Source organism: Lacinutrix iliipiscaria, from assembly GCF_042686125.1.
GTDB lineage: Bacteria > Bacteroidota > Bacteroidia > Flavobacteriales > Flavobacteriaceae > Oceanihabitans > Oceanihabitans iliipiscarium.
Genome location: NZ_JBHUOV010000001.1, coordinates 474,727 through 496,852, shown reverse-complemented (window position 1 = coordinate 496,852; position 22,126 = coordinate 474,727). Strand labels below are relative to the sequence as shown.

General features: G+C 33.5%; 14 protein-coding genes. 8 read left to right on the top strand and 6 right to left on the bottom strand.

The window, feature by feature from the left end; genetic code table 11:
* Positions 1-412 precede the first annotated feature (412 nt).
* Together trhO and ACFS5M_RS02160 are read left to right on the top strand one after the other, a co-directional pair.
* Positions 413-1,483, top strand: coding sequence for an oxygen-dependent tRNA uridine(34) hydroxylase TrhO (gene trhO, locus ACFS5M_RS02165; RefSeq protein ID WP_183485148.1), 1,071 nt, complete (start codon positions 413-415; stop codon positions 1,481-1,483).
* Entirely contained in the window at positions 1,484-2,488 is a 1,005-nt protein-coding gene (locus ACFS5M_RS02160; RefSeq protein WP_183485145.1) for a radical SAM protein, read from the top strand.
* Between the two features lie 5 nt (positions 2,489-2,493).
* Here the strand turns inward: ACFS5M_RS02160 and ACFS5M_RS02155 are convergent, their stop codons facing one another.
* Positions 2,494-3,894, bottom strand: a complete 1,401-nt coding sequence (locus ACFS5M_RS02155) for a peptidoglycan DD-metalloendopeptidase family protein (RefSeq protein WP_183485142.1) — start codon at positions 3,892-3,894, stop codon at positions 2,494-2,496.
* 275 nt (positions 3,895-4,169) lie between these two features.
* Here ACFS5M_RS02155 and ACFS5M_RS02150 point away from each other — a divergent pair, with 275 nt between their 5' ends.
* The 5 genes from ACFS5M_RS02150 to ACFS5M_RS02130 all read left to right on the top strand — a co-directional run bounded on the left by ACFS5M_RS02150 (position 4,170) and on the right by ACFS5M_RS02130 (position 9,733).
* Positions 4,170-5,342, top strand: a complete 1,173-nt coding sequence (locus ACFS5M_RS02150; RefSeq protein ID WP_183485139.1) for a PSP1 domain-containing protein — start codon at positions 4,170-4,172, stop codon at positions 5,340-5,342.
* Positions 5,332-5,826 carry a gliding motility lipoprotein GldH gene (locus ACFS5M_RS02145; protein WP_183485136.1) on the top strand — a complete coding sequence of 165 codons (495 nt, stop codon included), beginning with the start codon at positions 5,332-5,334 and terminating at the stop codon, positions 5,824-5,826. Before ACFS5M_RS02150 ends, ACFS5M_RS02145 begins: the two co-directional genes overlap by 11 nt.
* Positions 5,827-5,893: 67 nt before the next feature.
* Positions 5,894-8,242 (top strand): penicillin-binding protein 1A, encoded by a 2,349-nt coding sequence (locus tag ACFS5M_RS02140; protein ID WP_183485133.1) that lies wholly within the window; start codon positions 5,894-5,896, stop codon positions 8,240-8,242.
* Between the two features lie 134 nt (positions 8,243-8,376).
* Positions 8,377-9,078, top strand: coding sequence for a CoA transferase subunit A (locus ACFS5M_RS02135; RefSeq protein WP_183485131.1), 702 nt, complete (start codon positions 8,377-8,379; stop codon positions 9,076-9,078).
* Between the two features lies 1 nt (position 9,079).
* Complete coding sequence (locus tag ACFS5M_RS02130) at positions 9,080-9,733, top strand: CoA transferase subunit B (protein ID WP_183485128.1); 654 nt, start codon at positions 9,080-9,082, stop codon at positions 9,731-9,733.
* A 355-nt stretch (positions 9,734-10,088) separates the two neighbouring features.
* Here ACFS5M_RS02130 and ACFS5M_RS02125 read toward each other — a convergent pair whose 3' ends face one another.
* The gene (locus tag ACFS5M_RS02125; RefSeq protein WP_183485125.1) at positions 10,089-11,780 is read right to left on the bottom strand and encodes an ABC transporter ATP-binding protein; all 1,692 of its coding nucleotides are present in this window, start codon (positions 11,778-11,780) and stop codon (positions 10,089-10,091) included.
* A 497-nt stretch (positions 11,781-12,277) separates the two neighbouring features.
* Between ACFS5M_RS02125 and ACFS5M_RS02120 the strand changes: the two genes are divergently transcribed.
* A complete protein-coding gene (locus tag ACFS5M_RS02120; RefSeq protein WP_183485121.1) occupies positions 12,278-18,424 on the top strand; it encodes an immunoglobulin-like domain-containing protein in 6,147 nt (2,048 codons plus the stop codon).
* Between the two features lie 195 nt (positions 18,425-18,619).
* Here ACFS5M_RS02120 and ACFS5M_RS02115 read toward each other — a convergent pair whose 3' ends face one another.
* From ACFS5M_RS02115 to ACFS5M_RS02100, 4 genes are all read right to left on the bottom strand, one after another.
* The gene (locus ACFS5M_RS02115; protein ID WP_183485118.1) at positions 18,620-19,333 is read right to left on the bottom strand and encodes a 3'-5' exonuclease; all 714 of its coding nucleotides are present in this window, start codon (positions 19,331-19,333) and stop codon (positions 18,620-18,622) included.
* Positions 19,323-20,474: a serine hydrolase domain-containing protein gene (locus ACFS5M_RS02110; protein WP_183485115.1), complete on the bottom strand. Its 1,152-nt coding sequence runs from the start codon at positions 20,472-20,474 to the stop codon at positions 19,323-19,325. The genes ACFS5M_RS02115 and ACFS5M_RS02110 overlap by 11 nt, the downstream gene beginning before the upstream one ends.
* 63 nt (positions 20,475-20,537) lie before the next feature.
* A complete protein-coding gene (locus tag ACFS5M_RS02105) occupies positions 20,538-21,011 on the bottom strand; it encodes a methylated-DNA--[protein]-cysteine S-methyltransferase (protein ID WP_183485112.1) in 474 nt (157 codons plus the stop codon).
* Between the two features lies 1 nt (position 21,012).
* The gene (locus ACFS5M_RS02100; protein ID WP_183485109.1) at positions 21,013-22,098 is read right to left on the bottom strand and encodes a CNNM domain-containing protein; all 1,086 of its coding nucleotides are present in this window, start codon (positions 22,096-22,098) and stop codon (positions 21,013-21,015) included.
* Positions 22,099-22,126: the final 28 nt, after the last annotated feature.

Here is a 22,126-nt window from a genome sequence, read left to right as displayed (position 1 = left end):
CTAAAATAACATTTCTTTTAGCATATTACAATTTTCTGACGCAACCTTTTCGTACTTTTTGCATCTACTATATAAAGTGGGGAAATTTTAGCTATGAAAAAGAATTATTAACTCGCTTTTAAACAACGATTAGTTTAACATTAAAGGTGTAGAAGCTATGAAATTTTTTAAAAAATCTATTAAAGCATTAGGCGTTTCAGTTGCAGTATTTGTAAACAGCAATTGTAAAGCCGATGGAGGTTAACTCGTAAAATATTTTGAAATTTTAAATAATTAAAAAATATTAATAACGAGTTAGTCTATTAAAAGCACTTTAGAAAGTCTAAAGTGCTTTTTTTTATACTAAATCGTAACTCACTTAAAAGTGTTATATTTGCAAAAATTTATTCTTTAACCTTAAAATTAGTATAGCATGCAACTGTACAATACCTTAAGTGCTAAGGAAAGAGCAGCATTAATCGAAAAGGCAGGAAAAGACCGATTAACACTTTCTTTCTATCAGTACGCAAAAATTGAAAACCCTCAAGAGTTTAGAGACCACTTGTTTTTAACTTGGAATGCAATAGATGTTCTGGGTAGAATATATGTCGCTCATGAAGGAATTAATGGTCAACTCTCTCTTCCAGCGGATCAATTTGAAACCTTTAAAAACCACTTAGATACGATAGATTTCTTAAAAGATATTCGACTAAATATTGCTATTGAGCAAGATAATATGTCGTTTTTAAAATTGAAAGTAAAAGTTCGCCAAAAGATTGTCGCAGACGGTTTGAATGATGATACTTTTGATGTTCGAAATAAAGGGATTCACGTAGGTGCAGAACAATTCAACAAACTGATTGAAGATGAGAATACGGTTTTAGTTGACATGAGAAATCACTACGAAAGTGAAATAGGTCATTTTAAGAATGCAGTAACTCCAGATGTAGATACGTTTAGAGAGTCTTTAGATATTATTGAAGACGATCTTAAAGCGCATAAAGAAGATAAAAATCTAGTTATGTATTGTACTGGAGGAATTCGTTGTGAAAAAGCAAGTGCCTATTTTAAACATAAAGGCTTTAAAAATGTATATCAACTTGAAGGCGGCATTATCGAATACACGCGTCAAGTAAATGATAAAAGCTTAGAAAATAAATTTATTGGAAAAAACTTTGTGTTTGATGATAGAAGAGCAGAGAAAATTAGTGATGATGTTATAGCACAATGCCATCAATGTGGTGCTCCTTTTGATGTACACACTAATTGTGCAAACGATGCCTGTCACTTATTATTTATTCAATGTGATGCTTGTAAAGAAGAGATGAATAATTGTTGTTCTTCTACTTGTCAAGAGATTCATGCGCTTCCTTTTGAAGAGCAAAAACAACTCCGAAAAGGACAAGGCAATAGTAATGATATTTTTAAAAAAGGAAGAGCAGACCATTTACCCTACAAAAAAGACCTAAGAAACATTTTTGATACCTTAGCCAAAAAGAAGTAAATGAATATTTACAAATTATTGCAGTTAAATCGAAAGATTAAAAGCCACAGAATTAAATTCTTCGGACTTTGGCTACTTCATACATTTAACAAGCGGTATTTAGCAGTGAATTTAGATCCTGTAATGGCCTGTAACTTACGTTGTAAGATGTGCTATTTTACCGATGCTGATTATGTAAAAACCTTGAAAGGACAATTTAAGCCAGAGGAACTTAATCAAGTGGCTAAAACTATTTTTAGTCGTGCATTAAAATTACAGATTGGCTGTGGTACTGAGCCCACTTTGTATAAAAATTTACCAGCAATTGTTGCGCTTGGGAAACAATACAAAGTGCCTTATATTTCGTTAACTACAAATGCTAATTTATTACATGAAGAAAATATTGAAGCACTTTTAAAAGCGGGGTTAAATGAATTTACTATTTCATTGCATGGCGTCACTAAAGAAAGCTATGAGGGTTTTATGAAAAAAGCCAGTTATGAAAAATTTCACAAAGCGTTTAATGCCTTTCAAAAATTGAAAAGTAAGTATAAGTTTAAGGTGAGAATTAATTATACGTTTAATAAAGATAATTTTTATGAACTCACAGAACTCTTTAATCATTTTAATGGGGAGAGTTTCGACTTATTACAAATTCGACCTATTCAAAAGATAGGCAATACAGAGTATAATGATTTTGATTTAGAAGCGTTAAGAGCAGATTACCCAAAAATTATTGAGCAAATTAAACAGAATTGTAAAGCCAATAATATCACGCTTTTAGCTTCAGATGAAATCCCCCAAAAATCCCAAATAAATAATTCTAGCTTAATTTTCGATTATACATTTTGTTATGTCTCACCCAACAAATTTTGGAAAGAAGGCTTCGATTGGAAAGCAGAAACCTTTAATTCCTATTCCAAAAAAATCCGTTGGGGCAATCAATTATTTTCTAATATCTTTAAATCTGAAAAAGCGCTCAAATCCCTTTCTAATCGATTAAATTATGAGGTTGAATTCAATTAGAGATTTTATTCTTTAATGATTTTAATTGTCTTCTGCTGATTAGAATCGCCTTCTAGGGTTAAGAAGTACATCCCATGAGATAACTGGTCTAAATTCACTTTTTTTATGCCACTTGTAGTATTGCTAATAGTTTGAATAGTCTTCCCTTGAATATCAAAAAGTCTAGCTTTTACTATCGTATGCTTTGATGTAATGTTTACAAAATCTTTGGTTGGGTTGGGATAAACAGAAATTGTATTTAATTCATTCTCATCGATACTCAACGTACCTATGGTAAAAAAGTGAGTAAGGGTTTGTCCTTCATAAGTCACTTCCCATTTCCATTCCCCTTCCATATCAAAACTATTAAAAAACCAATAATAGTACCAAGATGAGCTAGTCGTTGAAGTATTAAAAGTAGAATTGAAGAACCAAGAATCATTAGGCCTAATAATTTTAACATTTAAACTTGTGTTTTCAATTTGATCTCTTAAAAAGGCCGTTAAATAAATAGTATCACCTAGTTCAAAAGTATTGCTTTCATAAGTGGTTTCAGCTGTTGGGCAAGTAGGAAAAACAATAGGATTATCTGAATGGGTTAGCGCAGCATTAATATTAGGATTGCTATAAGGTAGTTGAGACTGCCACCATGAGTCTCCGTTTAAGCTATTACAACTGCCATAATAAGGATCGATTAATTGTGTATAACTGTCATCAGTATAAACTTCAAAATGTAAATGAGGTCCAGTTGAATTCCCTGAGCTACCAACAGTTCCCAGTACCTCACCTTGAACTACCATTTCACCAACATCTTTTGTAGTTACAGAGCCATTTTTCATATGTCCATACCATGCAATACTACCATCGCTGTGTTGAATATAGACAGCATTCCATACATTACTGTTAAAATCACAACTTCTATCAAATTGGCCATCACCTTTAGCAATAATTTGCCCAGCCGCAGCTGCAGTAATTTCGGTCTGCATGTCATCCATTTGTTTCCAACTAAAAGGCCACAAATAGACATCAACCCCTTGATGATTATACCCAGAAGCTGTATCGTAGGTAATCGTACCGCAGTTATAATCAGTTAGTGCGTTCGGGAAGCTTGAATTATGATCAACATATCCAGAAATGGCCCAAGTGTCGTTATAATTAAAACCTGCAGCTTGTTGAATTGGCCAATCAAATAAGACATGTCCACCATTCCTAGCAGATACAGAATAGGCCAGTTTGTTTTCAAGTTTTAATAATTCTATATGTTCCTGTAACTGCCCTTTAATACGTTCTCTTTGTTCAGAAGTTAAGCAAGGCGTTTTTGTTTGGTTGAAGATGTATTCACCACCACCAAACCCATGATTTTTATCTTGAGCATATAAGTGATGAAAACATAGGCATACAATTAAAAGTGTAAATTTTAATTTCATAATAGTGAAGTATTAAGTTAATTTCTATAGCATCCTAAACTCATTCAAAATATGATTTAAAACATTTCGATTTCTATTTATTGTGTGACAAAAGAGCATGATTAAATATGTAATGAATTGATAATAAGATGATTGAAATATACATATTTTTTTTAATATAGCTTAAAGTGAGGTGTTTTTAACTTAATAAATAATCTTATCTTTACACTTTAGAATTCATTACTAATCATCTTCTTGAATCTATATTAGGTTTAAGAATCAATATATATAAATTTATGGCTTGTGGCACGTGCTCAACAGGAAAAGATGGTCAACCAAAAGGCTGTAAAAATAATGGAACTTGCGGAACAGATAGCTGTAATAAGCATACTGTGTTTGATTGGCTAGCCAACATGTCGCTTCCTAATGGCGAAAAACCATTTAATTGGGTAGAAGTTCGCTTTAAAAACGGAAGGAAAGACTACTATAAAAATACCGAAAATTTAACACTTGCTATTGGAGATGTTGTTGCAACTCAAGCACAATCTGGACATGATGTAGGAATGGTGACGCTTACAGGAGAATTAGTAAGAGTACAAATGAAGCGGAAAAAGATTTCTGAAGACACTGAAGACTTCATGAAAATTTATAGAAAAGCATCACAAAAAGATATCGATATTTGGTCTAGTGCTCGTGATAAAGAAGAGCCTATGAAAGTAAAGGCTCGTCAGCTTGCGATAGACTTAAAATTGCAAATGAAAATTTCTGATATAGAATTTCAAGGTGATGCAAGTAAGGCTACGTTTTATTATACCGCCGAAGAACGCGTAGATTTTAGAGAGTTAATTAAACTCTTTGCAAGAGAATTTAGAACCAGAATTGAAATGAAACAAGTTGGGTTTCGTCAAGAAGCTGCAAGACTTGGAGGTATAGGGTCATGTGGTCGTGAGTTGTGTTGTTCTACATGGTTAACAGATTTCCGTTCTGTTAGTACATCTGCTGCGCGTTATCAGCAATTATCTTTAAATCCACAAAAATTAGCAGGACAATGCGGAAAACTTAAATGTTGTTTAAATTATGAATTAGACAGCTATTTAGATGCTTTAAGAGAAATACCAAAGCCTGAAATTAAATTATACACAAAGAAAGGTACAGCAGTTTGTCAAAAAACGGATATTTTTAAAGGACACTTATGGTATGCTTATGAAGGCGAATGGATGAATTGGCATAAGATTACTAAAGATCAAGCCAATGAAATTATTGCTCTTAACAAGAAAAAAGAAAAAATAGCGAGCCTTGAAGAATATGCGCAAGACCTAATAGAAGATACTAAAACAGAGTTTGAAAACGTTGTTGGTCAAGATAGTTTAACACGCTTTGATAGTCCAAAAGGCAATACTAAACGTAAAAATAATAGAAGGAATAAAAGAAGAAAGAAACCTCAAAACAAAAAAAACAATGCGAAATAGTATTTGGTTATTATTTTTCTTTTCTTTTTTTCTGTTGACATCATGCGACTCTAATGGCCTTTTTGATCAATATCAAAGCATACAAAATTCTTGGGGTAAAGACTCAGTAATCGAATTTAAAGTACAACCACCAGATACTTTAAACGCTTATAATTTGTTTGTTAACTTGAGAAACAATAATGAATACAGATACAGTAACTTGTATTTAATTGTGGAGTTAAATTTTCCACATGGCAAAACGATTAAGGACACATTATTATATAAAATGGCAAAACCTAATGGTGAGTTTTTAGGCACTGGATATTCTAGTATTAAAGAAAACAAACTATGGTATAAAGAAAATTTTACTTTTAATGAATCTGGTGAATATACAGTCAATATTCAACATGCTATGCGTGAAAGCGGTAAAGTTAATGGTGTAAAAGAGCTTAAAGGCATAACAGATGTTGGTTTTAGAGTAGAGAAATTACAAAACACTAAATAAATATCACTTTGAGTGGTTCTAATTAAAAGTTAGAATGGTATCGAAAAGTATTTAAGAACTATAGTACATGGCAAAAAAAGTAAATAACACACAAGACTTTACAAAGTATATTCGTTTATTTTGGAAGTTATTCATTGGTGGTTTTTTAGCTGTAATCCTTCTTTTTTTATTAGCATCTTGGGGTGTTTTTGGAGAACTACCTGATCATACTATCCTAGAAAATCCTAAAACCAATTTAGCTACAGAAATCATTTCTTCAGATGGAGTTACATTAGGAAAATTTTATTTTAATGACAATAGAACACCTGTAGGTTATGAAGAACTCCCTCAACATTTAGTAGATGCTTTAATTGCAACTGAAGATGCTCGTTTCCATTCGCATTCTGGAATAGATGCTCGAGGTACTCTAAGAGCAATAGTGAAACTCGGAAAAGGTGGAGGAGCAAGTACCATTTCACAACAATTAGCGAAACAATTGTTTCACGGCGAGGGCTCAAAAAACACCTTAGGTAGAATTACACAAAAAGCTAAAGAGTGGATTATAGCCATAAAACTTGAGCGTCAATACACAAAAGAAGAGATAATTGCTCAGTATTTTAATATCTATGATTTTGGAAATAATGCTGATGGTATTCGTTCTGCATCTAGAATTTATTTTGGAAAAGAACCAATGGCACTAGATTTAAAAGAGTCTGCCATGTTGGTCGGGATGTTTAAAAATTCATCTTTATACAATCCAAGACCTGAGCGCAACCCTATTGGAGTAAAAAACAGAAGAAATGTGGTTTTGGCTCAAATGGAAAAATATGGTTATATAAATGAAAAACTTAAAGATTCTCTTCAAAAACTTGATTTAGGGTTACGCTATTCTCCTGAATCTCATAGGGAAGGTACAGCAACCTATTTTAGAGAATATCTGCGTGCTTTTATGAAAGATTGGACGAATGATAAAAAGAATAGAAAGCCAGATGGTACAAAATATAACATTAATAGCGATGGTTTAAAAGTGTACACAACTATAGATTCTCGTATGCAATTATATGCTGAAGACGCTGTAGCGAAACACATGCCAAGATTACAAGCTGAATTTTTTCACCAAAACACACCAAAAAGAAATCCAACCGCACCTTTTTTAGAGCTTGATAAAGATGAAATTGAAGCTTTAATGAATCGAGGAATGAAACAAAGCGAACGTTGGCGTCACATGAAATATGATTTAAAAAAGAAAGATAAAGATATTATTGATTCTTTTGATAAGCCAACAAAAATGACCGTGTTTGCATGGAAAGATGGTAAAGCACATGAAATAGACACAATCATGAAACCAATGGATTCTATGCGCTATTATAAATCGTTTTTGCGAACAGGTATGATGAGTATGGATCCGCAAACAGGTCATGTAAAAGCTTGGGTTGGAGGAATGAATTATAAGCATTTTCAATATGACCATGTGAAACAAGCAAAACGTCAAGTGGGTTCAACATTTAAGCCGTTTGTTTATGCAACAGCTATTGATCAATTACATCTTTCACCTTGTGATGAATTGCCAAATACACAAATCACTATTGAAGCCAATAAATATGGAAATCCAGAGCCTTGGACACCAAGGAATTCGGACAATAAATATGGAGGCACTAAAACACTTAAAAATGCATTAGCTAATTCTGTAAATACGATTACTGCCCGTTTAATGGATAAGGTTGGTCCGCAACCTGTTGTAGATTTAGTTAAGAAATTAGGCGTTGAATCAGAAATACTTCCAGTTCCTTCTATTGCTTTAGGGACTCCAGATGTTAGCGTTTATGAAATGGTTGGCGCGTATTCTACATTTGCGAATCAAGGCGTATATACTAAACCAGTAATGGTCACACATATTGAGGACAAAAATGGTACAATATTATATCAATTTACTCCAGAGTCTCGCGATGTATTAAGCGAAGAAGTTGCCTATGTAACTGTAAACCTTATGGAAGGAGTAACTCAATCTGGTTCAGGAGTTAGATTAAGAACAAAAGGTGCAGATGCTTATAGAGCAGATTACAGAGAAATAGTTACAGGGTACCCTTACGAATTTAAAAACCCTATTGCAGGAAAAACAGGAACTACTCAAAATCAAAGTGATGGTTGGTTTATGGGAATGGTTCCAAACTTAGTAACTGGTGTCTGGGTTGGCGCAGAAGATAGAGCAGCTCATTTTGCATCTATAACATATGGACAAGGAGGCGCAATGGCATTACCAATTTGGGGTATGTATATGCGTAGCTGTTATGAAGATGAAACCTTAAATATTTCTAAAGGAGAATTTAAGAAACCAAAAGACTTATCTATTGAAGTAGATTGTTCTAAATACACACCAGATCAAGATTCAAATTCAAGTCTTCCAGAAGAAGATACTCCTGAAGAATTAGATTTTTAGTTTTTTAAAAAAGTAAAAAAAGCTTTAACTTTTTATAAATAAACAAATCACAAAAGTCACATGTAATTTCAAAGCCATTCTTTTTAGAATGGCTTTTTTATTTCGTATTTTTCAGTCACGAAAAACAATAAAAAATGATTAGTAAAAAAGTAGATTCTGTTCAAGACGCTTTACAAGGAGTACAAGATAATATGACTTTTATGTTTGGAGGCTTTGGGCTTTCAGGAATTGCCGAAAACTCAATAGCTGAATTGGTGAATATGAATATTAAAGGGCTAACCTGTATTTCTAATAATGCAGGAGTAGATGATTTTGGTTTAGGCTTATTATTACATCAAAGACAAATCAAAAAAATGGTGTCTTCTTATGTTGGTGAAAACGAAGAGTTTGAACGCCAAATGTTATCTGGGGAGTTAGATGTTGAATTAATTCCACAAGGAACTTTGGCCGAAAGATGTAGAGCAGCACAAGCAGGATTTCCAGCAGTTTACACACCAGCTGGTTTTGGAACAGAAGTCGCAGAAGGTAAAGAAACGAGAGAGTTTAATGGTAAAATGTATGTGTTAGAACATGCTTTTAAAGCCGATTTTGCTTTTGTGAAAGCTTGGAAAGGAGATGCTGCTGGAAATTTAATTTTTAAAGGAACAGCAAGAAATTTTAACCCTAATATGTGTGGTGCTGCTAAAATTACTGTAGCTGAGGTTGAAGAATTAGTGCCTGTTGGTACACTAGACCCAAACCAAATTCATATTCCTGGGATATTTGTACAGCGCATTTTTCAGGGTGCACATTATGAGAAAAGAATAGAACAACGCACAGTAAGACAAAGAGATTAATATGTTAGATAAAAACGGAATTGCAAAACGTATTGCTAAAGAAGTACAAGATGGATATTATGTTAACTTAGGAATTGGTATTCCAACCTTGGTTGCAAACTATGTAAGAAACGATATTGAAGTTGAATTTCAAAGTGAAAATGGAGTCTTAGGAATGGGCCCTTTTCCTTTTGAAGGCGAAGAAGATGCAGATATTATTAATGCAGGAAAACAAACTATAACGACACTGCCTGGAGCAAGTTTCTTTGATTCTGCTATGAGTTTTTCTATGATTAGAGGCCAACATGTAGACCTTACTATTCTTGGTGCTATGGAAGTGGCTGAAAATGGAGATATCGCAAATTGGAAAATTCCAGGTAAAATGGTAAAAGGTATGGGAGGCGCTATGGATTTAGTAGCGAGTGCTGAAAATATCATTGTTGCTATGATGCATACTAACAGGGCAGGAGAATCAAAACTTCTTAAAAGATGTAGCTTACCATTAACGGGAGTAGGATGCGTTAAAAAAATTGTAACCAATCTTGCGGTTTTAGAAGTCACACCTAATGGCTTTAAACTACTAGAACGCGCTCCAGGAGTTTCTGTTGAAGATATTAAAAATGCAACAGAAGGTCATTTAATCGTTGAAGGCGATATTCCAGAAATGAACTTATAAAAATCAAATAGGTTTATTAGTCATATTTTAAAAATTCATAAGGGCTATTTCTATAATTTAACTTTTCTAAATACAAGAATAAGACTACAAAAACGCGATAAATGTTAAAATTTTTTGCATTTCATCGAATATAATTACTTTTTAGCTGATTTATTTAAAATAATATTTCATATTCGTAGTCCCCAAATTTACCAAATAATATATAACCCAAATCTACCATAAACTTTTACTTATGAATGAGCCTCCTGTTTTTAACGAAGTCAATTCTTTTGAGGAAAGTTATATCTTTAAAAAAATTGAAGACACTAAAAAATTTCTTAAAAGTCTATTTTATTTAACTAAGAAGATATTTATGCTATAATCCTTTTGGGATCGCATCAATTAATTTTTTAGTATATGCTTTTTTAGGATTAGAGTAGATGACATCTGCATCATCCAACTCTTCAATCTGACCAGCATTCATTACCAATAGTTGGTCAGACATATATTTTACTACAGCTAAATCATGTGATATGAATATGTAAGTAAACCCAAAATCTATTTTCAATTCATTTAATAAATTGAGAACTTGAGCTTGAACAGAAATATCTAAAGCAGAAACAGATTCATCACAAATAATTAATTTTGGCTGTAAAGCTATAGTTCTGGCAATACCAATACGTTGTCTTTGTCCACCAGAAAATTCATGAGGATACTTATTAAAACTAGCTTCATCTAAACCAACTCGATTTAAAATTGCCATTACTTTTTCTTTGCGTTCAGTATTAGTTTTAAAAAGTTTATGCACTATCATGGGTTCTAAAATAGCTTCTCCAACGGTTAATCTTGGATTAAGAGATGCGTAAGGGTCTTGGAAAATAATTTGAATATCCTTACGTAAACTTCGCATTTGACTTGAAGATATTTCAGTAATATCTTTACCTTTATATAAAATCTTACCAGCAGTTGCTTTATCTAATTGTAAAATGGCTTTGCCCAGAGTTGATTTTCCGCAGCCAGATTCACCAACCAATCCTAAAGTTTCTCCTTCATATAATTTAAAACTCACATTATTTACTGCTTTAAAACTTTGTAGCTTATTAAACCAACCAGATGAATTGAAATACTCTTTTTCAAGATTAATGATTTCTAATAAAGGTGGCTTACTATATATAAATTTATGGTGTTTTTCTCTATCAGATTTTGAAATGATTTTAGTTGATATGGTTTTCTGTAAAAAATCTTGAATTGTTGGTAGTTTTCTTAAACGCATATCTAACGAAGGCCTCGAATTTATAAGAGCTTTTGTATAATCATGTGTTGGTTGTTTAAAAATTGAAGATACGCTTCCTTGCTCTACAATATGTCCTTGATACATCACTAAAACACGATGAGCAATCTCAGAAATTAATGACAAATCATGTGTGATAAAAATAATACTCATTTTTGTCTTGGCCTGTAATTCTTTTAAAAGTATTATAATATCTTTTTGAACGGTAACATCTAGTGCAGTCGTGGGTTCATCTGCAATTAATATTTCAGGTTCACAAGCAATAGCCATTGCAATCATAACACGTTGCATTTGTCCACCAGAAATCTCATGAGGATATTTATTATAAGTTGTTTCTGGAAGAGGTAGTTTTACGTCTATAAAAAGAGAAATGACACGTGCTTTTGCATCTTTTTTTGATAAAGATGTATGGTTTAAAATAATTTCCTCAACCTGTTTCCCGCAGGTCATAGAAGGATTTAAAGAACTCATAGGCTCTTGAAAAATCATTGAAACCTTTTTGCCTCTTATCTTTTGAAGTTCTTTTTCATTTAATTGCGTTAAGTCTTCATTTTTAAAAGTAATACTACCATTAGTTATTCTTGAAATGTTCTTTGGTAGTAACCCTATTATAGCTAATGATGATACAGACTTCCCAGAGCCTGATTCACCTACAACACCTAGTATTTCGTTAGTGTATAAACAGTATGAAATATTATGAATGATTTCTTTTTCTTCTTTTTCTTTAAAGAAGGAAATGGAAAGATTTTTAACTGAAAGTATGTCCTTTTTTGGCATAGCTAAATGTAAAAAAATCATCTTAATAATTACGGAAAAACCGTAAAAAACCATTGCTTTTTTTAGTGTTGAATGTATTTCATCGAAAAAATAAATTTAAATTATTATTTCATTAAAAAAATATTAATTTCGACAGGCTTTAAATAAAGTATTTATTAAAATATTATTAATTTGATACAAAAAACCCGTTTTTAGTGTTAATTATTTGTTTTAATGAATCTACTTTTAAAAGCGATTAAAAATTTTATCAGACAATAGATAATTCAATCCCTAAAAATTAATTTATTGTTAAAACCCCAGAGTGAAAACTCTGGGATTTTTATGATTTTAACAAGTGAAATTTTTACGAACAAATTGTAAAATGGAGCTTCTTTTTAGAATAGAATGTATTTCATTAAAAAACATCTGATATTTTTTTAGTTTAAAAAACCACTTAATTTAATTAATCACTTAAGTAAATAAACCTTTTAATAATTAACACCTTAAACCCTTAACACATGAGAATAAAACTAGGATTACTCATATTTTTTATGAGTACAACCCTTGCTTTTTCACAAACTAACCAACTTTGGCAAAAGCAATCAATTAGTAAAAATATTAGTATTAAATCTAATAAACAGAACTTACCCCAAACAAATATTTACAGCTTAAATCTTGATAACCTTAAAGCAGCCTTGGCTAATGCTCCAGCTAGGATGCAAAATTCAAGACCATCTAATGTTATTTTATCTTTTCCTAATTCTGAAGGTAAATTTGAAAGCTTTAGAATTATAGAGGCTTCAGTATTAAGCCCAGAACTTCAAGCAAGATACCCAGATATTAGGTCATACGCTGGACAAGGAATTGATAACCCAGCATCAATTATTAGATTTAGTATCTCTCCTTTAGGATTTCAGAGTATGGTGATTTCTGCCAACCAACCTGCTTCTTTTATAGAGGTTTATTCAGATGATTTATCACAATATGTGGTATTCAAAAGAGCAGATAAAACAGATTTTACTAATGATTTCGAATGTTCAGTTACAGAAACAGTAAACAGAGCTCTTAATACAGGAACAGGATTAAGAAATGCAGACGATTCAATATTGCGTACTTATCGCTTAGCGGTTTCAACAACTGGAGAATACACTGCTTATCATGGTGGAACTAAGGCATTAGCATTAGCAGCTATTAATAATACCATGACCAGAGTGAATGGGATTTTTGAAACAGACTTTAATGTCACTATGGAACTAATTGGTAATACAGACGATGTTATTTATACCAATTCTGGAAGTGATCCTTATGGAAATACAACTTCTGGATATAATAGTGCTTTACAATCCACATTAACTAGTGTAATAGGCGAAGCCAATTATGATATTGGTCATTTATTTGCTAGCCTCCAAAACAATGGAAATGCGGGTTGCATAGGCTGTGTTTGTGTGAATAACCAAAAAGGAAGTGGGTGGACTTCAGCTACTGTTCCTGATGGAGATTTCTTTGATGTTGATTATGTTGCTCATGAAATGGGACACCAATTTGGAGCGAATCACACATGGACATTTAATGGAAATGAAGGAACTAATGTGCAAGTTGAACCGGGAAGTGGCTCAACAATTATGAGTTATGCTGGTATTACTGGTGCAACTGATGTTCAAGCCAATGTTCATCCTAATTTTCACGCCGTTTCTATTGAGCAAGTAACGGATTATGTTAAAAGTACAAGTTGTCAAACCAATACTAATTTAGGGAATGCAGTACCTGTAGTTAATGCTGGACCTAATTATACTATCCCAAAAGGAACAGCCTTTATTTTAGAAGGTTCTGCTACTGATGCAAATCCAGATGATGTATTAACTTATAGTTGGGAACAAATGGATGAGAATAATGCATCTACAACTTACCCAAGCACTACAGCCACAACAGGTGTTGCATTTAGAGCTTATGAGCCGACGACAGATAATTACCGCTATTTCCCTAGGCTAGAAACTATTAAAACTGGTGCAACCTCTTGGCAATGGGAAGCTGTTCCTAATGTAGCACGTAGTTTGAATTTTAGATTAACTGCTAGAGACAATAGAGCTGGTGGTGCTACAAATAGTAGCGACGATATGGTTGTAACGGTTAATGGTACAGCTGGACCTTTTGTCGTTAATTCACCAAATACAAATGTAACATGGAATGCTGGTACAACACAGACCGTAACATGGGATGTCGCTGGTACAACTTCTAATGGAGTAAATGCAGCTAATGTTGATATTTTTCTTTCAACCGATGGAGGTGATACTTATCCAATAGCCTTAGCTTCAAATGTTGCAAATGATGGTTCTCACGATATTATTGTGCCTAATAATCAAGGAACTCAATGTCGTATAATGGTTAGAGGGTCTAATCATATATTCTTTGATATTTCAAATTCAAATTTTGAAATCGCAGGAACTGTTGTATGTAATGCTACAACACCTTCTGGATTGTCTGCTTCTGGCGTAGGTGCAAATACCGCTACTTTAGGATGGAATGCAGTAGCTGGAGCATCTTACGACTTACAATATAGGGAAGTAGGAGCTGGATCTTGGGTTACTATACAAGTTAATGGTGTGTCAACAGCATTGTCAGGATTGAGTACTTTAACTCAATATGAAGCTCAAGTAAGAAGTGCGTGTCCTGATAATTCGACATCTGCATATAGCAGTACTATTAATTTTACCACAACTGATGTGCAGTTAAATTATTGCGCTTCAGCAAGTACAAATATAAATGATGAGTTTATAGGAAGAGTGCAATTAAATACAATTGATAATGCTTCTGGCGGACAGTTCTATACTGATTTTACAAGTATATCTACCACATTAACCAAAGATACTCAATATACAATTACAGTAACACCAACATGGACAGGCACAGTTTATAGTGAAGGATATTCAGTATGGATTGATTATAATAGAGATGGTGATTTTGGAGATGCAGGCGAGCAAGTATGGACTCAGTCAGCAACTCAAAGTACACCAGTAAGTGGAAGCTTTACTATTCCAAGTTCAGCTGTTGAAAATGCGACAAGAATGCGTGTATCAATGAAGTATAATGGAATACCAACATCTTGTGAAACTTTCCAATATGGAGAAGTTGAAGATTATACAGTGATTATTGAAGGTTCTGGACCTGATATTGAAGCTCCTGTTATTACACTAAATGGTGCTTCTACACTAAATTTAAATGTTGGAGAAACTTATACAGAACTTGGCGCAACTGCTACAGATAATATTGATGGAAATCTAACATCTAGCATTGTTGTTGGTGGTGATACCGTTAATACAAGTTTAGGTGGCACATACGTTGTAACTTATAATGTAAGTGATGCCGCTGGAAATGCTGCCGCTGAAGTGATTCGAACTGTAAATGTAATTCCTGATACAACCGCACCTGTTATTAGCCTTATAGGTTCTTCGAATATTAGTTTACAATTAGGAGATTCTTATTCAGACCAAGGCGCAACGGCTACAGATAATATAGATGGAGATTTAACATCTAGCATTGTTGTTGGTGGTGATATTGTAAATACAAGTGCAGTAGGAGTTTATGTAATAACTTATAACGTAAGTGATGCTGCTGGAAATCAAGCTGCAGAGGTTACAAGAACGGTTACTGTTAATCCTGATACAATTGCTCCAGTGATTGTATTAAATGGAGCGTCTACGATAAACTTAAATATTGGAGATACTTATACAGAACAAGGCGCAACCGCTACAGATAATGTAGATGGAAACCTTACGTCTAGTATTGTAATCTCAGGAACAGTAAATACTGCTTCAGCAGGAACCTATTTTGTAAATTACAATGTAAGTGATTCCTCAGGTAATGCTGCCAATCAAGTTACAAGAACAATAATTGTTAGTGCAGATACAACAGCTCCAGTGATTGTATTAAATGGAGCGTCTACAATAAACTTAAATATTGGAGACACTTATACAGAACAAGGTGCAACAGCTACAGATAATGTGGATGGAGATTTAACATCTAATATTGTAATTTCAGGAACTGTAAATACTGCTTCTGCAGGAACTTATTTTGTAAATTATAATGTTAGTGATTTTTCAGGTAATGCTGCTAATCAAGTCACAAGAACAGTTATCGTTAGTGCAGACACAATTGCTCCTGTGATTACTTTGAATGGAGCATCAACAATTAATTTAAATGTTGGTGATACTTATACAGAACAAGGCGCAACTGCTACAGATAATATTGATGGCGATCTAACATCTAGTATTGTTATTGCTGGAACAGTTAATACTGCTATTGCTGGATCTTATAGTGTTACTTATAACGTTTCTGATGCTGCTGGAAATGCAGCTACAGAAGTGGTAAGAACAGTAAACGTTACAACTGTACAGTTAAATTATTGTGATTCTGCGAGTACAAATATAAATGATGAGTTTATAGGAAGAGTACAATTAAATACAATTGATAATGCTTCTGGCGGACAGTTCTATACTGATTTTACAAGTATATCTACCACATTAACCAAAGATACTCAATATACAATTACAGTAACACCAACATGGACAGGCACAGTTTATAGTGAAGGATATTCAGTATGGATTGATTATAATAGAGATGGTGATTTTGGAGATGCAGGCGAGCAAGTATGGACTCAGTCAGCAACTCAAAGTACACCAGTAAGTGGAAGCTTTACTATTCCAAGCTCAGCTGTTGAAAATTCTACAAGAATGCGTGTATCAATGAAGTATAATGGAATACCAACATCTTGTGAAACTTTCCAATATGGAGAAGTTGAAGATTACACAGTGATTATTGAAGGTGCTGGGCCAGATACTACGGCACCAGTAATTACTTTAAATGGCGCATCAACACTTAACTTAAACGTTGGAGACAGCTATACAGAACTTGGTGCAAATGCTACAGATAATGTTGATGGTGATATTTCTAGCGCTATTGTTATTGGAGGTGATACAGTTGACACAAACTCAGTAGGTACTTACGTTGTGACTTATAATGTAAGTGATGCCGCTGGAAATGCTGCCGCTGAGGTGACAAGAACAGTGAATGTTAATCCAGACACTACACCACCAGTGATTACTTTAAATGGTGCATCAACAATTAATCTTATTGTTGGCGACACTTATACAGAATTAGGCGCAACGGCTATCGATAATTTAGATGGTGATATTTCTGGTGATATCGTTATAGGTGGCGATACTGTTGATGCGAATACTGTAGGCGCTTATGTAATAACATATAATGTAAGTGATGCCGCAGGAAATAATGCTGTTGAAGTAACGAGAACAGTGAATGTTAATGAGCCTTCAACTGGATGTTCAGGAGGAATTTCGTCTTTCCCTTATAGCGAAGGATTTGAAAACACCTTAGGGGCATGGACACAATCTACAAGTGATGATATCGATTGGACTGTAGATGCTAACGGAACACCTTCAAGCAACACGGGACCATCAAGTGCATCTCAAGGGACTTATTATGTATTCGTTGAGGCGTCTAGCCCTAATTACCCAAGCAGACGTGCAATATTAAACTCACCTTGTTTTGATTTAAGCGGTATGTCTACTCCTGAATTTAGTTTTGATTACCATATGTATGGTGCAGCAGATATGGGAACTATTGACTTAGAAGTGAGTACAGATGATGGTGCAAATTGGACAAGCATCTGGAATGAATCAGGGAACAAAGGTAATACGTGGTTAAGTGCAAGTGTCGACTTAAGTGCTTATGCAGGAGGATCTGTGCAATTAAGATTTAATAGATTCGTAGGAAGCACTTGGCAAGCAGATATTGCTATTGATAATATTAATTTATCTGAACCTGTAGCTCCAACATGTAATGATGGTATTCAAAACGGAAACGAAACAGGTGTTGATTGCGGAGGTTCTTGTGCACCATGTTCAACCTCTAATGTAACTTTACATGAAGGTTATTTTGAAACTGGCTGGGATGGCTGGATTGATGGAGGAAGTGATGCTGCTAGATATTCTGGAGCTAATTCTTACGAAGGAAGTTATTCAATAAGACTTAGAGATAACTCAAACTCATCTACAATGACCTTGTCAAATGTTGATGTCACACCTTATTCTCAAGTTATAGTAGATTTTTATTTCTATGTATCTAGTATGGAAAACGGTGAAGATTTCTGGCTGCAATTCTATAATGGTTCTAGTTATGTCACTGCTCAATCTTGGGTCGCTGGTACAGACATTAATAACAACTCGTTCTATAATGCGACGGTAACTTTAACACCTGCTCAATACAATTTTGCAGCTAATTCTGGCTTCAGATTTAGATGTGATGCGAGTAATAACTCAGATTTCATTTATATAGATCAGGTAATTATTACTGGAACCACAACAGGTAGAGGAGACATTAATAACCTTATTGAAGTAGGAACATTAAATTCTGAGGTTGCTTTTGAAGGGGATTTTAAATTCTATCCTAATCCAGTAAAAGGAAACATTCTTAATGTTGAATTACTTGAAGGTGATGAATTCTCATACAAAATCATAAACATGATTGGTCAAACCGTGCGTAGTGGAAATTCTGAAGGTCAAGTGAATGTTAGTCAACTTGAAGCTGGAATGTACTTTATCGAAATCAATGATGGTGAAGAGATAATGACTAAAAAATTCATTAAACAATAGCCAACTAACCAACTATTTTTAATGATAAAGTCCAGAGTGAAAGCTCTGGACTTTTTTTATTTGGGCAAATACAACGTCACCAATGTTACGTTGTACCAAGCTTTCACTACTCGCTTTTTGATTCTGTCTTTCCTGCTTTTGCAGGAAGCCATAATAAAAAGAGCTCAAACAGGTCGTTCAATCTTTTTTGCAAACTTATATGTGAATAATCTCATTATCATGAAGGAGTTCGTCGCCTCGAAGTCTTAAAAATATTTGAGCCACAGCAATAGCGTCTTTTTCACAGTAGGTAATAATACGATCAATATCATTGTCTTCATAATACACACGATAAACTTCACTACCATCTATATCATCTTTTGGCGAAGGAATGCCTAAAACATTTGTGAGTAATTTTAAAGATGTAAATGTTTTATAGTCGCCAAATTTCCATAACTCTAAAGTATCTAAATGAGGAACTTCCCAAGGCTTTTTTCCAAAGAGGTTTAGTTTATAAGGCAATTCAATGTTGTGAATAATCATGCGTCTAGCGATATACGGAAAATCAAATTCTTTTCCATTATGAGCACAAAGCAAATGTTTCGTCTGACTAAAATGAGTAATCAATAAATTTTTAAAGTCTTTTAGAATTTTAATTTCTTCACCATAAAAAGAAGTGACTCGAAATGTTCTTACATCACCTTGATTTTTAAAATAACCAACAGAAATACAGATAATTTTCCCAAATTCTGCCCAAATACCAGCACGATCATAAAATGCTTCAGCAGTGTAATCGTCTTTACGCTGATATTGTGATTTAAGTTCCCATAAATTTTGCTTGGTTTCATCTAAATCAGAAAAATACTGTGTTTCAGGAACCGTTTCAATATCTAAAAATAAGATGTTTTCTAGATGTAGTTTAGAGATCATAGTTTAACATGTTATAAGCTTCTTCAATATATGTAGAGATATCAGAAGTAAAAGTAGCAATAGGGTTTCCTGGGCCTTTAGAATGACCAAGTCTAACAATTATGACATTATCTTCAGGTTCAACGATTACATATTGTCCGAGATGACCACGCATCATAAAAAAACGTTTATCATTAATGGTTTTCAACCAGAAACCATAGCCATATATTGGGTTTTCTGAAAACCGTGGTGTTATAGACTTGGCAACAAAAGCAGAATCTAAAAGTTGTTTCCCATTCCATTTTCCATGGTCTTTGTATAGTTTTCCAAAACGCGCAAAATCTTTTGCATTACTTGAGATACTAGTAAACGCTTTTGCTAATCTATTTTCAGCATCGTCTAATTGCCATAAAGCATCTTCAGTAGCGCCTAATGGTTTCCAGAAACTTTCAGAAAGGTATTGAGCTAATGGTTTCTTTGTTGCTTTTTGAATAACCATTCCTAGCAAAGCTGTACTACCACTTAAATATTCAAATTCTTTTCCAGGGGTTTTTACTACTTTTTGATTTAAAATAGTTTCAGCTAAATCATCATCATAATTCGCTCGCGCTGTTACAGAAAATGGACTTGTGTAATGTTCAACCCAATCCAATCCAGAAGCCATTGAGGATAAATCGCCAACCGTCGTTTTTGCATAACTATATTCAGGATAAAAATCACTAACAGGTTGGTCTAAACTCTTAATATGGCCTTCCATTATTGCCTTTCCTAACAATGCAGACGTTATGCTTTTTGCCATAGAAAATGAATTAGTTTTTGATGTCGCATTAAAGCCATCATAGTATTTTTCAAACCAAATACTGTCATTTTTTATAATAACATAAGCTATAGTGCCAAGATCTTTGTTTGTTGAAGCGAGTTTATCAGTTTCGTTACTGGTATTATAATCTTTATGATTTGGCCAAGGACTAGGAGTATTCCCTTTTTCGATAATATCATTCTCAAAATAAGGATAATCATCTATAAATGCAGTTGTGTGGCCAGTAAAATAAACCACTCTAATTCCTTTTAATATATAGTCGTAATCAAAAATATACAGTAAAATAATAATTGAGCCAATTATATATACAATCCATTTTAGAAGCTTTTTCAGAATTTTCATAGTAATTAATAAGTATTAAATATAGAATATATTCTCTAAATCTAAAAATTTAGAGATGTTTTTTTAAAATAAGGTTTGTTGTTTATACGGACTTTCATGCTCAAGCAGCCATTGTTTTCGGTGTAATCCTCCTGCATAACCTGTAAGTGAACCATCACTACCAATAACACGATGACATGGCACAACAATCCAAATGGGGTTTTTTCCATTAGCATTGGCAACTGCACGAATCGCTTTGACATCGCCTAGTTGTTTAGATAAATCAAGGTATGTCGTGGTTTTACCAAACGGTATGTGGAGTAGTTCTTGCCAAACGCGCTTTTGAAAATCGGTGCCTTTTGGATTTATTTTAAAATTGAATTGTTGCCGAACACCTTCAAAATATTCATTGAGTTGTTGGACACAGTCTTCTAAGGCTTCTGGGATGATGTCTGTTATTTTTTCTTCAGTATTTAAAACAGAAATACGAGTAATACCATTTAAATCGCCTACTATTTTAGTGTAACCTAAAGGAGAATTAATGATGCACTCGTCCATTTTATTCTACGTTCTTTTCGTCATCAAAAATCCCTAACTTTTTAGCTCTAGTTTCCCAACTTTTTCTAGCCATAAGTTGAAGGTCGGAAACGCTATCGCTTTCATCCATAATTTCAAGGCCCAATAAGGTTTCAATTACATCTTCCATAGTTACTAAACCACTAACCGAGCCATATTCATCGACTACTAAAGCCATATGATTTCTACTTTCAACCAGTTTTTCAAAAAGTTCAGGAATTGGCATATCACGATTTACAATGATAATGTTTCTTTTAAGTTCGGCTAATTTTTTTGAACCATTATCTAAAGCCATTTCTTTAAATATTTCACCTTTTAAAACAAGTCCTTTAATATTATCAGGATCGTTAGAATATATTGGTACCCTAGAGAAACGAAGATTGAGGTTTTTATTAAAGAAGTCTTCAACTGTGGTGTTTTCTTCTTCAGCCTTCATAACTGTTCGAGGTGTCATCACATCTTTTGCTAGGATTTCTTTAAAGGTTAGTAAGTTTTTAATAATTGTACTTTCGTTTTCTTGAAAGACACCTTCTTCATGAGCCATGTCAGCCATAACTAAAAACCCTTCACGACTTAAAACGCTTCCGTGACCAGTGCCTCCAATAAGTTTTGTTGTTAATTGTAAAAGCCATAGAATCCCTGTCCATTTAAGCGGGAATATTAAAACAGTTAATGCTTTTGAAGTAAAATTCGCTAAATTTTTCCAGTACGTAGCACCAATTGTTTTTGGAATAATCTCTGAAGCAATTAATATAAGTAAGGTCATTATTGCTGAAACAATACCAACAGTATTTATACCAAAAAATTCTATTTTAAAAGGTAGTTTTTCAGCTTCGATACCAACCATCATTGCGCCTAAAGTATGAGCAATAGTGTTTAGTGTTAAAATAGCAATTAGCGGCTTATCAACATCTTTTTTTAGTTCTTCTAAAGTCGTTGCATATTCTTTGCCTTCCTGTTTTTTTACATTAATAAATGTTGGCGTAACACTTAAAAGCACTGCTTCTAGTATAGAACATAAAAAGGAAAAGAAAATAGAGATTGTTGCCCAAAAAATTAGTGCGGTCATATAGAAATATAATTTAGGGCTAATTTAC